The 15,269-nt window shown below is 65.5% G+C and carries 12 protein-coding genes; 8 read left to right on the top strand and 4 right to left on the bottom strand.

Annotated features, from left to right (window positions below):
* Positions 1-10: 10 nt before the first annotated feature.
* Positions 11-1,735, bottom strand: coding sequence for a stealth family protein (locus CV023_RS06770; protein ID WP_230744711.1), 1,725 nt, complete (start codon positions 1,733-1,735; stop codon positions 11-13).
* Positions 1,736-1,958: 223 nt separating this feature from the next.
* Between CV023_RS06770 and CV023_RS06775 the strand changes: the two genes are divergently transcribed.
* From CV023_RS06775 to CV023_RS06795, 5 genes are read left to right on the top strand one after another with little or no spacing between them, the layout of a single operon-like run.
* Positions 1,959-2,954, top strand: a complete 996-nt coding sequence (locus CV023_RS06775; protein ID WP_230744712.1) for a TetR/AcrR family transcriptional regulator — start codon at positions 1,959-1,961, stop codon at positions 2,952-2,954.
* Positions 2,951-4,498 carry an ABC transporter substrate-binding protein gene (locus CV023_RS06780; protein WP_230744713.1) on the top strand — a complete coding sequence of 516 codons (1,548 nt, stop codon included), beginning with the start codon at positions 2,951-2,953 and terminating at the stop codon, positions 4,496-4,498. Before CV023_RS06775 ends, CV023_RS06780 begins: the two co-directional genes overlap by 4 nt.
* 1 nt (position 4,499) lies before the next feature.
* On the top strand, positions 4,500-5,453 hold the full coding sequence (locus CV023_RS06785; RefSeq protein WP_230744714.1) for an ABC transporter permease: 954 nt from the start codon (positions 4,500-4,502) through the stop codon (positions 5,451-5,453).
* Positions 5,450-6,367: an ABC transporter permease gene (locus tag CV023_RS06790; protein ID WP_230744715.1), complete on the top strand. Its 918-nt coding sequence runs from the start codon at positions 5,450-5,452 to the stop codon at positions 6,365-6,367. The genes CV023_RS06785 and CV023_RS06790 overlap by 4 nt, the downstream gene beginning before the upstream one ends.
* A complete protein-coding gene (locus tag CV023_RS06795) occupies positions 6,367-8,157 on the top strand; it encodes an ABC transporter ATP-binding protein (protein WP_230744716.1) in 1,791 nt (596 codons plus the stop codon). The genes CV023_RS06790 and CV023_RS06795 overlap by 1 nt, the downstream gene beginning before the upstream one ends.
* A gap of 195 nt (positions 8,158-8,352) precedes the next feature.
* On the opposite strand, the gene CV023_RS06800 is transcribed toward CV023_RS06795, so the two are convergent.
* Complete coding sequence (locus CV023_RS06800; RefSeq protein WP_230744717.1) at positions 8,353-10,020, bottom strand: DEAD/DEAH box helicase; 1,668 nt, start codon at positions 10,018-10,020, stop codon at positions 8,353-8,355.
* Between the two features lie 339 nt (positions 10,021-10,359).
* Between CV023_RS06800 and CV023_RS06805 the strand changes: the two genes are divergently transcribed.
* The gene (locus CV023_RS06805) at positions 10,360-11,445 is read left to right on the top strand and encodes an AI-2E family transporter (protein WP_230744718.1); all 1,086 of its coding nucleotides are present in this window, start codon (positions 10,360-10,362) and stop codon (positions 11,443-11,445) included.
* Positions 11,446-11,520: 75 nt separating this feature from the next.
* Here CV023_RS06805 and CV023_RS06810 read toward each other — a convergent pair whose 3' ends face one another.
* Entirely contained in the window at positions 11,521-12,576 is a 1,056-nt protein-coding gene (locus CV023_RS06810) for an alpha/beta hydrolase fold domain-containing protein (RefSeq protein WP_230744719.1), read from the bottom strand.
* A gap of 131 nt (positions 12,577-12,707) precedes the next feature.
* Between CV023_RS06810 and CV023_RS06815 the strand changes: the two genes are divergently transcribed.
* On the top strand, positions 12,708-13,397 hold the full coding sequence (locus CV023_RS06815; RefSeq protein ID WP_230744720.1) for a peptidyl-tRNA hydrolase: 690 nt from the start codon (positions 12,708-12,710) through the stop codon (positions 13,395-13,397).
* Between the two features lie 44 nt (positions 13,398-13,441).
* Here CV023_RS06815 and CV023_RS06820 read toward each other — a convergent pair whose 3' ends face one another.
* Complete coding sequence (locus tag CV023_RS06820; RefSeq protein ID WP_230744721.1) at positions 13,442-13,624, bottom strand: hypothetical protein; 183 nt, start codon at positions 13,622-13,624, stop codon at positions 13,442-13,444.
* An 83-nt stretch (positions 13,625-13,707) separates the two neighbouring features.
* Between CV023_RS06820 and CV023_RS06825 the strand changes: the two genes are divergently transcribed.
* A complete protein-coding gene (locus CV023_RS06825; protein ID WP_230744722.1) occupies positions 13,708-15,237 on the top strand; it encodes a deoxyguanosinetriphosphate triphosphohydrolase family protein in 1,530 nt (509 codons plus the stop codon).
* The last annotated feature ends 32 nt before the right edge of the window (positions 15,238-15,269 follow it).

The following is a 15,269-nucleotide window of genomic DNA, read 5'->3' on the forward strand; positions in this document are numbered from 1 at the left end:
GCACGGTGATCTACCTTCTGCGCTTCTCTTCGGTGAGTACGGAGCCTCTTCGAGAGTATCCGCTGCCACGTCGCTCATCGGTGACATCGATATCCGCCGTGTCCGGTGACCGCTCGAAGCTCGAGGGAACCGGGAACCGGTCCTCGAAGAATTCTGAGACAAGTCTGTTCACTCCGGCCGCACACCCTTCGGGCAACGCAGTCTCATTGAGGCAGAACACATCGAGATCCGTGCTGCGTGCGACCCGACCGAGCTGAAGTTCGAGATCCTCGCGTGCCAGATCGACGAACTGGTAGCCGATGGCTCCTTCGATCGAACGGCCCTGTGCAAAGCACACGAAGTGATGGAGGGACGCGGGGATCGAATAGTCATTGGGGGAGCGGAACTTCGACGCCGCAACCTGAGCGAACAGTCCCGGCTCCTCGCGCTCCATGGCTTCGAGCTCCCGACGCAGCTGCGGGTGCGGCGTGTGCTGGAATCGATGCGTCACAGTCCGGCCGAACTTCTCGATCATGTAGTCCCTGCCCTGCTTGGCCGCAGAGATAATCGGCAAGTCCCGGGGCGACCACCCGCCGATATCGACCGGCACGACAGACGGGAAGTGCTTTGCCAATCCATTCGCCGTATAGAAGAGCTCCGGCTCAGTGGGGCGGAGGAAGAAGCAGTCGTCGTTGAGATAGAGGTACCGATCGCTCAACCCCTCGATATGGTGCAGCTGAGACTCGATGGCATGAGAATTGAAGACGGGAAGGACGCTGCGGTCAGCGAAGATATCGCGGTGATCGACGACAGTGATCCGCGGATGTTCGGTATCCAACCAAGCGGGGACCTGATCGTCGGTGACGATGAAGATGCGCCTGGCCCAGGACGCATAGTATTCGAGCGAACGAAGCGAGTACTTCAGCTCATCGCGAGAGGTGAATCGTGAGGCATCGAATGAGCTGGGTTCGGTGTAGTTCGTATCGATGTCCTCGCGTGCGGCAGCCATGCGTTCGTGCCACCGGGGATCCGATCCGTCGACCCACGTATAGACGATGTCGACGGGCCCCTCGAACTCTTTGAGGTGCGGTGCCGGTAGTCGCAGCACCGAGCTGTTCCTGATCGCCTGGTCCCAGACGGCGGGTTCGATGTAGTCGGTCAGCAGATCATGCTCCGGCTGTCGTCTCCGCAGCGTCCCCGGAAGATGCGTCCCTCCGTCCGCCCTGGGCACCCCGGGTCCGAGTCGCTCCCAGAACTCAACGGTGATGGTCTGGTCCGAGGTGCTGAGCTCCCGGCCGTTGGGTGCGAAGACGCGACGAAGGAGACGCATCGCGGCCACTTCACCGGCGTTCTTCTCCGCGGACTTGGCGGCGAGGGTGATGCCGTTGACCGAGCAGTACGATCCCTTCCACTCGGCATCTCGGTCGGCCCTGCGGCACAGGTCCGACAGTGCTTCCAAGGCCTGCCGAGTGTCATCGACTCCGCAGACGAGTGTGGGGGTGAAGGCGCCCCTGCGGGGCAGCTCGACGAAGTTCACCCCACGGTCGTCCAGTCGTCCTCGGACGATGTCGAGACTGTCTGCCTGGGCCCGCCTGGCATCGTATTCCACCGTTGTCGGGGCGGAACGGACAGTCGCTCGCCGGATGGTCTCCTGCCATGGGTGCTCCCCGTGGCGAAGCTTCGAGATCCATGCTTTGCGTTCGGGTGTCAGGCGTCGCACGAGCGCGGAACGGATCGACGACGGCGTGTACCACACGATGACAACGCCTCCTTGCGTCCTGCGTGGGGCCGGCGGCTTCAACACAACGTGCGTTGAATGCCGGTTAAGGGACGATTCTAGTCATTCTGCCTCCATGCGGCGGCCCAACGCACCGAGGAATCTCGACAACGGTGCCTGCGGAGTCGTTGGCCCGTGACACGCTGGATGCAACGAAAAACTACCCAAAACCCCAGTAACTCTTGCCAGAATCGCAACAAGTGTGCAGACTGTAGTGGTGGTCGACGCGGACGAAGGTGCAGACGAGAAGCAGAAGTCCCTGGCCGCCCGCGTCCGCAGAGCCATCAGAACCGCGGGAATCAACCACAGCGAAGTCGCCCGCAGCATCGGTATTGAACCGAGCAAACTCTCGAAATCCCTCGCCGGGACCCGGAAGTTCCGGGTCGAGGAGATCTCTCGAATTGCCGAACTCACCGAGGTCACCACGGACTGGCTCACGAGCGGACGAACCGCGCAGCCGCCTCGGCGCCGGATCGTCTCCGACTTCCACCAGGAGAACCAGGCACACGACGCGACGGTCCCCGGGGTCACCGTCGCGGTCACCACCGCCGAGGAACACCCCGGACTCCGGAGCGAACCCGACTCGACCTGGATGTCGAAGGGCACGCGCAACCGGCGGAAGATCGTCGCCGCGGCGTGGGAGCTCTACGCCGACCGCGGCATCGACAAGGTCCGCACCGAAGACGTCGCCCGCGCCTGCGGGATGACCACCTCGGCGATCAACTACCACTTCCGGACGAAGACCCAGCTGCTGCAGGCGGCCCTGCGCTACTCCCTCGAGATCATCGGCGGCACCCGCGAACTCCGCGACCCCGCCGACCCCGTCGCCGCCCTGCGCCACTTCGCCAAGGTCCACGCCGGCGTCGACGGCACCGTCCGCCGCGTGTGGTCGATATGGATCCAGAGTTGGTCCGCCGCCGCCTCCGACGAACACACCCGACTCAACCTCACCGCCGTCTACACCGAATGGCTCGACATGGTCACCGGCGTCATCCTCGCCGGCCAACGCGAGGGCACCATCCGCATGGGCAACACCGCGCTGATCGTCAAATCGCTGAGCATCTTCATCGACGGACTCGGCGTGGCCCGCAGCACCGCGCAGATGCCGGTCACCGACGACGAAGCCATGACCATGCTCGAGGACTACCTCACCGCACACGTCCTGACGAAACCGCACTCCCAGGAAGAAGGCACATGAACACACCGAACCGAAGACAGGCACTGGGAGCCGGGCTCACCCTCTCCGCGCTCGCCGGACTGACCGCATGCGGAGGCGAGACCGTGGGCACCGCCGACGCCGGCGACCCGGTCAAGGGCGGTGCCTTGCGAGTGGGTGTGACCGGAGGCAATGCGGCCGACACCGTCGATGCCCACATCCCCGTCAACAGCGGCGACATCGCCCGCACCGTCAATCTCTACAACTGCCTGCTCTCCCGCACCGATGACTACAAGATCCAACCCGAACTCGCCGAGTCCTTCGAACGCAACGACGACGCCACCGTGTGGACGGCAACCCTGCGCGATGGCGTGAAATTCTCCGACGGACGAGACATCACTGCCGATGACGTCGTCTTCAGTTTTGAGCGGATCAACGACCCGGACGACCCGAAGACCGCGGCGGCCAGCTTCACCATGCTCGACGAGGTCGTCGCCACCGGCGACCGCACGATCGAATTCCGGCTCAGCGAACCCAACGGCATCCTCGACGACTCGGTCTCCGAATACACCACAGGCATCGTCCCGGTCGACTACGACCCGGAGAACCCGGTCTGCTCAGGACCGTTCTCGCTCGTCTCTCACACCCCCGGACAGTCGACCGTGATCAAGCGCAACGACTACTACTGGCGCACCGAAGGCAACTACCTCGACGAAGTCGAGATCCTCAACTTCAATGACACCGACGCCCTCATCAATGCCCTCCTGTCGACGCAGGTCGATGCGATCGCACAGATCCCGCTGGCCCTCGTCGAGGTCATCGACGCCGACGAGCGGATGAGCATCCTCAACTCCGAAACCGGAATGTGGCTGCCCTTCACCATGCGCGTGGACAAGAAGCCCTTCGACGACGTCAGGGTCCGGCAGGCCTTCCGTCTCGTCGTCGACCGCGAGCAGATGATCGAACAGGTCCTCTCCGGATTCGGCACGGTGGGCAACGACATGTTCGCCCCGCTGGACCCGAATTACCCCGACTTCCCGCAGCGCACCCGCGATGTCGGCAAGGCTAAGCAGCTCCTCGCCGAGGCGGGCTACCCCGATGGTCTCGACGTCGAGCTGGTCACCGCGCCCATTCAGTCCGGAGTCGTCGAATCCGCCCAGGTCTTCGCGCAGCAGGCCGCCGAGGCGGGCATCCGGGTGACGATCCGCAAGGTCGACGCCACGACGTTCTTCGGCGACGAATACCTGCAATGGGACTTCGCCCAGGACTTCTGGAACACGCGCGACTTCCTGGCCCAATGCATCTCCTGCGTGGTCGACGAATCGCCATTCAACGAAACCCATTGGGACGACGAGGATTTCACGAAACTCGTGAAGAAGGCTCGAGCGATGACCGATGCCAAGGCCCGGCGTGACCTCGAACATGAGGCGCAGAAGATGCTCTACGACTCCGGCGGCTACATCATCTGGGGATTCGCCAACCAGGTCGACGCCTTCCAGAAGTACGTCGGCGGACTCGTCCCCAATGCCACAGGACGCCCGCTGTCGGGCTGGCGTTTCGACCGCGTATGGATCGGAAAGGTGTGACATGTTCGGAAAAGTCATCGGACGCAGGCTGATCTTCTCCGCCTTCATCCTCCTCGCCGTCTCCCTCCTCGTCTTCGGTGCGACCCTGCTGCTGCCCGGTGATGCAGCCCGCGCCATCCTCGGCCAGCAGGCCACACCGGAACGCATCGCCGCCTTGAACGAACAGCTCGGCCTCGACATGCCGGCCTGGCAGCGCTACTTCAGCTGGCTGGGAGGACTCTTCGTCGGAGACTTCGGCACCTCCTCCGCCAGCGGCGGCCCCGTTGCCGACCTGCTGGGAGAGCGAATCGGTGCCTCCTTCATCCTCATGGCCGTCGCCGCCGTCATCTCCGTGCCTCTGGGCATCGGCCTCGGCGTCTATCAGGCACTGCACCGGGGGAAGCGCCGAGATCAGGCGATGACCGGGGCCAGCCTGGTGCTCGCGGCCATGCCCGAGTTCGTCATCGGCATCGCGCTCATCGCGATCTTCGCCACCTCGGTGTTCCAAATCCTGCCCGCCGTGACCCTGGCCCCGCCGGGCGACCCGGTCTGGCATCGACCCGAGCAGCTCGTCCTGCCCACGGTCACCCTCGTCCTCGTCGTCACGCCCTACATCGTACGAATGATGCGCGCGACCATGATCGAGGTCCTCGACTCCGGCTATGTCGAGATGGCCCGACTCAAGGGAGTCCCAGAGAAGCGCGTCATCCTCCGCCACGCCGTGCCTCACGCGCTGGGGCCCGTGGCGCAGGTCATCGCGATCCAGCTGGCGTGGCTGGCCGGCGGCGTGGTCGTCGTCGAGTTCCTGTTCCGCTATCCCGGACTCGGCCAAGCCCTCATCGACGCGGTCACCTACCGAGACGTGCAGGTCGTGCAGGCGATCTCCATGCTCGTCGCCGCCGTTTACGTCGTAGTGAACCTGTTGGCCGATGTCGTCGGCATCCTCACCAACCCTAAACTGAGGAGCGCAGCATGAGCACCGACATGAACAACCTCGATGACCTCAAATCGCAGGTCGCCGAAGGCGCCGAGGTGCCCAAGGAATCGCAGACGACCTACACGCCCTTCTTCAAACGCGTGCTTGCGCAGAAGCAGGGCAAGATCGGTCTCGTCCTCACCCTCGTCATCGTCATCCTCGCCCTCTGCGGGCCGCTGCTGCTGCCCTGGGCGACGGGGAACACGGCCACGGAATTCGTGGCGAAGCCCTTCAGCCCGTACGGGCTCTTCGGCTCCGACAACCTCGGCCGGGATGTGCTCTCTCGTTTCATCGCCGGGGGGCTCACCCTCATCGTCTACGCCGTGATCGCCACGGCCCTGGGCATGATCGTCGGTGCGATCGTCGGTATGCTTGCCGCCTACGTGGGCGGACGCTTCGATGCCGTCATCATGCGCATCAACGATGTCTTCCTCGCGATTCCGCAGCTCGTGTTTGCCCTCCTGGCGATCACCGTGCTCGGTCCGCAGGGCTGGGTGCTCGTGACCGTCATCGGACTCACTCACGCACCCCGCATCGCCCGTGTGGCCCGCTCGGCCACCCTCGGCGTCGTCACGGAGGACTACATCCGTGCGGCGGAGATGTACGCGATGCCGCGCTGGAAGGTCCTCTTCCGTGAGCTCCTGCCCAATATCACCGGGCCGCTGAGCGTGGAGGCGGGGCTGCGGCTGACCTACTCGATCGGCTACATCGCATCCCTGTCCTTTCTCGGACTCGGACTGCAGCCGCCCGCCGCGGACTGGGGTCTGATGATCAACGAGAACCGCATCGCCCTGTCCATCCAACCCTGGGGTGTGCTGCTGCCGGTCATCGCGATCGCACTGCTGACCATCGGCACCAACCTGCTCGCGGACTCCTTCGCCCGAGCCACCGCATCAACGTCCGTGGAGGCATGATGAGCACGACGAAGACCCACACTGTCCGCCATGACCATGCGAATGAACCGAACGAGAAGATCGTGCTGCGGGTCACCGACTTGGCGGTTGTCACGAACGCCGGCGACGAGATCCTCCACGGCGTCGACTTCGCCCTCTCCCGCGGAGAGATCCTCGGGCTCGTCGGCGAATCCGGGTCCGGCAAGACCACGGCCGGGCTGGCCTGCATGGGCCACTTTCGGGAAGGCCTGAAGTTCGGCTCCGGATCCGTGAGCATCTGGCCGCGCGGGGACGAGACCGCCGTCGAAGTGGTCGACCTCGACGAGGTGGCCGTGCGGTCCCTGCGTGGATCCCGGATCGCCTACATCCCGCAGGACCCCGCCCTCTCGCTCAACCCCGCGATGCGGGTCGGCGAGCAGATCCGCGAGGTCCTCGACATCCACGGCTTCGGCTCATCCGAGCGTGAGCGAGCTGAGCGCGTCGCCGCGGTCCTCGTCGACGTCGGTCTGCCCGGGGACCGGGCCTATCAGAAGCGCTGGCCACACCAGCTCTCCGGCGGTCAGCAACAGCGCATCGGCATCGCCATGGCCTTCGCCATGTTTCCCGATGTGCTCATCCTCGACGAGCCGACCACCGGCCTCGACGTCTCCACCCAGGCGGTCGTCCTCGACACGATCCGGCAGATGACGGTGGCGAACAACGTCGCCGGGCTCTACATCACCCACGACCTTGCGGTGATCAAGGACATCTCGGATCGAGTAGCAGTGATGTTGCGCGGCGACCTCGTCGAGGAGGGACCGGTGTCCGCGGTCCTCGAACGCCCGCAACACGAATACACGAAGATGCTCATGGCCGCCGTACCCGATCTGGCGGGCCGGAAGACCATCGGCTATGGGGCGGCGTCCCTCGAAGACGTCGAGCGTGAGTCGGACGCGAGCTCTGAGGCTGGCACGAAGGATGGGTCGAAGGGGGCACCGACGCATATCCTCGTCTCGGCGGGGGAGGCGTCGGGGGCAGCCAACTCGGCGAAGGCCGAGGACCGGACATCCACCTCGGCGGATGCCTCGCTGCTCGAGGTCAGGGACCTTGAGCTCGCCTACGGGAAGGCACAGATCCTCAACGGGATCAACCTGGCGCTGGAGCCGGGGGAGTGCACCATGCTGCTCGGCGAATCAGGGTCGGGCAAGACCACGCTCTCGCAGTGCGTGGCCGGGCTCAACGACGACTATTCGGGGTCGGTGCGGCTGCGCGGAACCGAGCTGGCGCGTTCGACGCGGAAGCGGACGAACGACCAGCGGGTGGGAATCCAGTACGTGTTCCAGTCGCCGTTCTCCTCGCTCAACCCCCGGCGATCAATCGGGCAGTCACTGTCAGTGCCGCTGGAGATGAGCGGCGAAGGCACGGCCGCGACTAGGAAGGCCACGGTCGAAGAGGCGCTCGATTCGGTGCGGCTGGGGCGCTCGTTCTACCATCGGCGCCCCGGGGATCTCTCCGGCGGCGAGCGGCAGAGGGCGGCGATCGCTCGGGCCCTGGTCAACGCACCATCGGTGATGGTCTGCGATGAGATCACCTCGGCGCTCGACGTCAGCGTGCAGGCCTCGATCGTCGCTCTGCTGCGGAGCCTGCGTGAGGAGCGGCAGCTGGCGATGCTCTTCGTCACCCACAACATCGCGCTCTCCCGGCACATCGCCGACAACCTCGCCGTGCTCAACAAGGGCACGATCGTTGACTACGGGCCGACCTCCTCTGTGCTGGAAAACCCGAGCCACGAGTACACGAGGTCGCTCATCGCCGATGTCCCGAAGTTCTGAAGGTTCGCGGGTGGGCTCTCATCAGCAAAGTGGGGCGTGATTGCACATGACGTGGGAAATCTGAGCCTGCCTTGAGATAAACGGTGATGCCGTATCCGAACGCCGCGAAGGCCGTGACCATATGTGGGTCACGGCCTTCGCGGTATTGATAAGTGCGGAATCGAGTTCAAGCTGCCGAGGAGCGGAAGCCTGTCCTCAGCTGCTGGTCGAGTAGACCGTCTGCGAGCCACCTGCGCTGCCGCGGGAGCGATTGCGCCTGCGGGTCTCTGGGCTGGTGCCACGAGATTCCGCGGTCCGACGGTTGCCGGCGCCGCCGCGAGTGCCCTCGGACCGGCGACCGCCCTGAGAACCGCCCTGGCCGCGACCATCCCGAGAACTGCCGGCGCTGCGATGACGTGACTGACCGGAGCGACCATTGGACTGGCCTCGACCGTTTTCGGTCCGAGCGCCGCCGGTGCTGCGGCCGGCTCCGCCGCCCTGTCCACGCTGACCGCCGTGGTCACGCTGACCGCCGTTACCGCCTTCGGAACTGCGACCGCCGGCAGCATTCTCGCCGCCGCGACCGCCGCTGCCGCCTCGGCGACGCCTCGGTGAGCGCTTCCGACCTTGGCCTTCGGACTGCCGCTGCTCCGGGGTCTCCTTGGGGGCGGGCTCGACGAAGGGGGCGATCTCGCCCACCAGTGCGGCGACCTCCGGCGACTCCGCAGTGACCTTCTGCGGCTTGACCTTGATGGCGGCCTTGCGCAGCAGCGCCAGGGTGTCCTTGCGCTGATCGGCCTGCATGATTGTCACGACATCGCCGGCGCTGCCGGCGCGTGCCGTGCGGCCCGAGCGGTGCAGGTAGGCCTTGTGCTCGGTCGGCGGATCGACGTGGGCGACGAGTTCGACCGAATCGACGTGCACTCCGCGGGCGGCGACGTCGGTGGCGACGAGTACGCGCACGTCACCGTTGCTGAAGGCTGCGAGGTTGCGGTCGCGGGCGCCCTGCGAGAGGTTGCCCTGCAGGTCGACGGCCGGGATGCCCTGTGCGGTGAGCTGGCGGGCGAAGCGCTTCGCGCGGTGCTTGGTGCGGGTGAAGAGGATGCGGCGACCGGTGCCCGATGCCAGACGGTGAACGAGTTCGTTCTTGTCGTCATCGGCAACCTCGAAGAGGTGGTGCGTCATCGCCGAGACATGCGAGTTGGGATCGTCGACGGAGTGGAGCACTTCGTTGTGGAGGAATTTGCGCACCAACTTATCTACGCCGTTGTCCAGGGTCGCGGAGAAGAACATCCGCTGACCGTCGGTCGGGGTCTTCGACAGGATGCGGGTGACACCGGGAAGGAAGCCCAGATCGGCCATGTGATCTGCCTCGTCGAGAACGGTGACCTCGATCTGGTCGAGGGAGAGAACGCCCTGCTGGAGTAGATCTTCAAGGCGCCCGGGGCAGGCGACGACGATGTCGACACCGGCGTTGAGAGCTGCCTCCTGGCGCTTCTGGTTGACGCCGCCGAAGATCGTGGTCGTCCGCATGCCGCAGGCCTGCGCCAGCGGATCGAGGACGTTCGTGATCTGGGTGGCGAGCTCACGGGTGGGGGCGAGGACGAGGCCGCGCGGTACGCGGTTGCGTCGAGCCCCCGAGGTCTGGGATTCGGCCAGGCGCGCGACCATCGGAATGGAGAAGGCAAGGGTCTTGCCGGAACCGGTCTTCCCCCGGCCGAGCACGTCGCGACCGGCGAGCGTGTCCGGAAGGGTGTCCTGCTGTATGGGGAAGGCGCTGGTCTTGCCCTCCGCGCGGAGATTTTCGACTAGCGCGACCGGCACCCCGAGGTCCGCGAAGCTGGTCTGGGCGGTAGAGCGTGTACTGGTGTTCTGAGAGGTCACTGGTGTGAGGCCCTTCGACGTGCCGGAGGGCGCACCGATGTCACTGAAGTGTGACGGGGCCGCTGCCGGGCGTGGTTCGATCAGGTCGATCGGCCTGATCGTTCGCCGAGAGAAAACGGCTTCGGAATCATGCACCGGCAATTCGACCGGCTGCAGAGACGAGGCGTCCTGACGACGCAGGGAATCCGAAAACGGATTCGCAAGTGATACCAGCATACCTCTGCGGCGCATCGTTTCCCGCATCGGGGTCTCGGGATGACGGTCGGGGACTGCGGGAGCGCCCGGAGGTTTCGTCAATCTCCCCACCCATCACGGGCCGCGCGGCGCTAATGTGGGGGAATGACAGACGGTGTGCCGAACGCGACGGACAAGCGCGACGATCCCATCCCCGAGGGGCTCAAGCTCGGTGCCCGCTTCACCGGATACCTGCTCGTGATCATCGCGGGCATCACGGTCGCGATCTTCATCGCGCTCCAAGTCGCGGAGATCGTCATTCCATTCCTCGCCGGTCTCGTCCTCTCAGCGCTCCTCGTGCCTCTCTCCTCGTTCCTCCAGCGGCACCGGTGGCCGAAATGGCTGGCCGTTGTCAGCGTGTGGGTTGTCGTGCTCGGACTCCTCGCCGGCCTCATTGTCCTCATCACCGTCCAGGTGAGGAACGAGATCCCCTCGATCCGGGAGCAGGTCGGCACCTCGCTCGACGCGGCGAAGCAGTTCTTGGAAACCCAGCCCTTCGGGCTTACCGAGTCGAAACTCAACGATGTCGTCGCCACCTCGGGGACGTGGCTTCAGGACCATGCCGCGGGTCTCGGATCGGGAGCCGCCGAGGTGGGAACGACTGCCGCGCATGTTGTCGAAGGCATCATCATCATTCTCTTCGTCACCCTCTTCGCGCTCATCGACGGCCGTGGCATCTGGACGTGGGTGGTCCGCATCTGGCCGAAGCGGGCGCATGCGCGGATCGCCGCGGCCGGGGAGGCTGGGTGGAAGACCCTGTCGAACTTCATCCGTATCCAGCTCGTCGTCGCCGCCACCGACGCCCTAGGCATCGGGCTCGGAGCGCTCATCCTCGGTGTGCCACTGGCCGTGCCGATCGCTACGGTCGTCTTCCTCGGCGCATTCGTGCCCTTCATCGGCGCGATCATCGGCGGGGCCGTGGCGGTGGGACTGGCGCTGCTGTTCAACGGCTGGGTGCACGGGCTCATCATGCTCGGCATCGTCATTGTTGTCCAGCAGCTCGAAAGTCACGTCCTGCACCCCTGGCTGACCGGTCCCACGGTCAAGGTCCATCCCCTCGCGGTCGTCCTCGGCGTGACCGCGGGAGCCGCCGTCGCCGGTGTCGCCGGCGCATTCTTCTCTGTGCCGGTCATCGCCTCCCTCAACTCGATGATCCGGGCGGCGAAGCACTACACGGTCGGGTCACAGTGAGTTTCCCCGGCTCCAACGCTCGCTGAAGCCGGGCCGACTCACCCCAGCCGGGACGGTTCGCTCCAGCTCGGCGGCTCAACTGAGCCGGGACGCAGCGAAGGCGGCACTGCGGCCGAGGACGTCGCCGGCCTCGTCGAGGATCCGCCCGAAATGGAGAAACGAGTGGAGGACGCCCGGATAATCGACGTACTCGACTGGGACTCCGGCCCGCTGCAAGAGCACGTGCAGCGCCTGACTGTCGTCGTGGAGCGGATCGAGACCCGCCGCGGCGAGGAACACCGGAGGCAGTCCCGCAAGCTCGGCACGGAGGTGGTCGACATACGGCGTCGTCTCATCCCCGGGGTTGAGGAAGTAGTCATCGACGATCGAACCGAGGTCATCGGCGCCCATTCCGTCCCATGCGCCGCCATAGAGTCGCCGACTCCCGGAGTCGATGAGCCCGTGACCGCCGTAGAAGAGCAGCAGAGCACGCAACGCCTCGAATGTGAGCGGGGAGGCATCGACGGAGGCCGGATCGTCGCGCAGCAGCAGTGCGGCGCCAAGTGTGAGCATCGCGCCGGCCGAATCCCCGCCGACGGCCAACCGAGTGCCGTCGATGCCGAAGCGTTCGCCGATTCGAGCGAAGAGATCGATGACCCCGGCCGTCTGGTGGAGGGCGTGAGGGAATTTGACCTCGGGGGAGAGGGAGTAGTCGACGCCGATCACCGCGGCCCCGCTGGCGGCGGCGATGACCCGCATGATCCGGTCGTGCGTGTCGAGGTCACCGACAGTGAACCCGCCGCCGTGGAGGAAGACGATGCCGGGCAGCATCTCTGCCTCGCTCGGTCGGTGGATGCGGATGGGCACGTGACCGGCGGCAGTGTCGACCACCTCGTCGACGGTGAGCACCATCGTCGGCCCACCTTCGTTCCAATAGGAGCGCTCCGCACGGTATTCCGCGCGCATCGCGGCGAACCGAGCTGCGCCGGCGTCGTCGATCTGAGCCGCTGCGTCCTCACCGGCCTGAGCGCACTCGGCGGCGCGGGCAGCCTGGACGGCGAGGACGGCCCGCATCTGTTGGCCCATCGCCGCGAGAATGCCGGGTGGAATCCCTGTCAGCGCGTTCTCGGCCGGTGTGTTTGGAGTGCTCATTCTTTCCTCCGCGGATCGGGGTGGCGTGGTCATTGCCTCGTCCTCACTCTTCCACACGCACTGTCCGCCTCTGCGCCCGACCCACACGAGGAGAAGGGCGCTGAGCCCGGACGTCGGCCTAAGATGGACCGATGAGCGAACAGATGCGCAGACACGAGTCCGACCACGACGTGCCCTGGTCGCTGCCGATCGTGGTGCGCCGTTCGAAGACGAGTGTCACTCGTCACGTCGATGTGCTCGAGGCGACTGCACGTGGTGTGGTCGCCTTCCTCGATGATCCGCGCAGTCAGCCCGGAGGAGAGTGGTACGACGCCGTCGCCTATTGGCGCGACGCAGCCATCCGCAAGGTCGTGCGTCGAGGCGACGGCCAGAAGCTCGAGGATGCGCGAGCGCTGGGCTGTGTGACGATCACGCACGGCGGCACCGAGGAGTACGCGCCGGCCGAAGCCTCCGTGTTCCCGCCCGGTCCCGTCGAGCCCCTGCCCAGAGAGCTGAAGAAGCTTCAGGTGGGCGGGACCGAGTTCCCCGATGAGGGGCTCTCCTCGGTCTCCGTCGCCGAGGCGGTCGTGCTCATCGAGATGTCGCCCCTGGTGACACTGACGACGGGGAAGGCCGCGGCGCAGGCTGGGCATGCCGCGCAGCTGGCCTATGAGCAGATGCCCGCCGAGGTGCGCGATCGCTGGCGCGAATCGGGATTCGCGCTGCGCGTGGTCACCGCGACGAAGAAATCATGGGCGGCAGGTGGACAGCCCGTGAACGTGATGGATGCGGGTTTCACCGAGGTCGAGGGCATCACGGAGACCGCCCGCGCCTCGTGGTGAATGGTTAGCGGTTCGCGGAGACGTACCGAGATGCCGGGTGGACTCTAGGGCTGCTCCTCGAGTTCCTTCTCCTCGTCTTCGGTCAGCGGGCGGGTCTTTGTGCCGTTGCCGAACTCGTCGAGGATGATCCTCTGCTTGGTCACCTCGCCCGTCTCCTCATCCTTGACCTCGATGATGTCGCCCGGGTGGGTTGAGGGCTGATAGAAATCTTCGTTGACTCCAGTCATGGGACTCACCTCCTGTGATGTCTTCGACGGTACGCCACTGTGCTGTGAGTCTCAAGGGTGGCGCGGGTCGGTAGGCTGAAGGGATGGAGCGACTGAGATTTCATACGACCGGGGGCCGCATCCGCAATGTCGCCGAGGTGGACCCACCCGGAGAGGACGAGTTCCGCGTCGATATCGAACGGATCCGCTTCTCTCCATTCTTCTCCCGACTCGCCGCGGTCACTCAGGTCATTCCGCAGGCCGGCTCCGGGACGGTCATCCACAACCGGCTGACCCACTCGCTCAAGGTCTCCGCAGTCGCGCGATCGATCGCCATCACCCTGAACAATGCCGACGAACGGACACGGGCTCTGCTCACCGAGCTCGGCGGCTGCGATCCCGTCGTGGTTCAAGCTGCCGCCGCAGCCCACGATCTCGGGCACCCTCCCTTCGGCCACCTCGGCGAGAAGGAGCTCGATCGGGTCGCACGCACCTCGCTCAACCTCAGCGACGGTTTCGAGGGCAATGCGCAGACCTTCCGGATCCTCACGGCTCTGGACAGCTGCGATGCCACCGCGCGGGGGCTCAATCTCACGCGTGCGGTGCGGGCTGCGGTGCTCAAGTACCCGTGGGCACGCAGCGATTGGACGGAGCAGCGGCGTCTCGAGGCTGCGCAGATGCCGCGCGGGATCGGTGACGAGGTCGCGGAAGGCGCGATGAAGTTCTCCGCCTATTCGACCGAGGTGGCCGAGATGCACGAGGCGCTGTCGTCGTTCCCGGCGATCGGGGCGAATCAGCAGACGCTTGAGTGCGCGGTGATGGATGTCGCCGATGACATCGCCTATGCCGTGCACGATCTCGACGATTTCTACCGGTCGAATGTCCTCCAGTACACGAGTGTGTCCGCGGAGATGGGGCGGTGGCTGAGCGATACCCGACGGCTGGGCGCGCTGCACGATGCGGAGTTGGATCGGCAGAGGCCCGGTCACGCGCTTGAGACGATGTGGCGTCACATTCAGGAGAAGGATCCGTGGATCGCCGATGAGGATGCGTTCCGGGAATCCGTGGAGCGGGTGAACCGGGATCTCGTGGAGGGTCTGCTGGCCGTTCCCTATGACGGGGGAGTGGAGGCCGACCGTGCGGTCACCGCGTTCACCAGGCGCTGGATCGACCGGCTCAAGGCCTCGATCGTCGTCGATGCTTCGCCCCATGTGCGCAGTGGTCACGTGCGTCTGCGCGCCGATACCTGGCATGACGTGGTTGTGCTCAAATTCGTCCATTCGCGCTTCGTCCTCGAACGTTCAGATCTGGCTGTCTACCAGCGCGGGCAGACACGGATCATCGCTTCACTCGCGGAAGGCTTTCATGATTGGCTGTGCGATCCGGAGGAGGCGACGAGGATTCCCCGTCGACTGCTCGACTCCGTGGAGGCGGCGACTCAGGAATATCAGGAGCTCTACGACCAGGACCTGGAGAGCCTCGGCGACCAGGGGCCCGGGGATATCGTCAGGCTCGGACGGGCACGTGCCGTCGTCGACTATGTCTCCTCCTTCACCGACGCTCAGGCGATGTCGGTCAATGCGCTGATCACCGGTGCCTCCGACGAACCATGGGAGGCCGGACGGGGGCTTTGAGGGTGTGGGTTCGGTGGCGGTGGAACCCAGAA

Source organism: Brevibacterium sp. CCUG 69071 (genome assembly GCF_021023135.1).
In the GTDB taxonomy this organism is placed as follows: domain Bacteria; phylum Actinomycetota; class Actinomycetes; order Actinomycetales; family Brevibacteriaceae; genus Brevibacterium.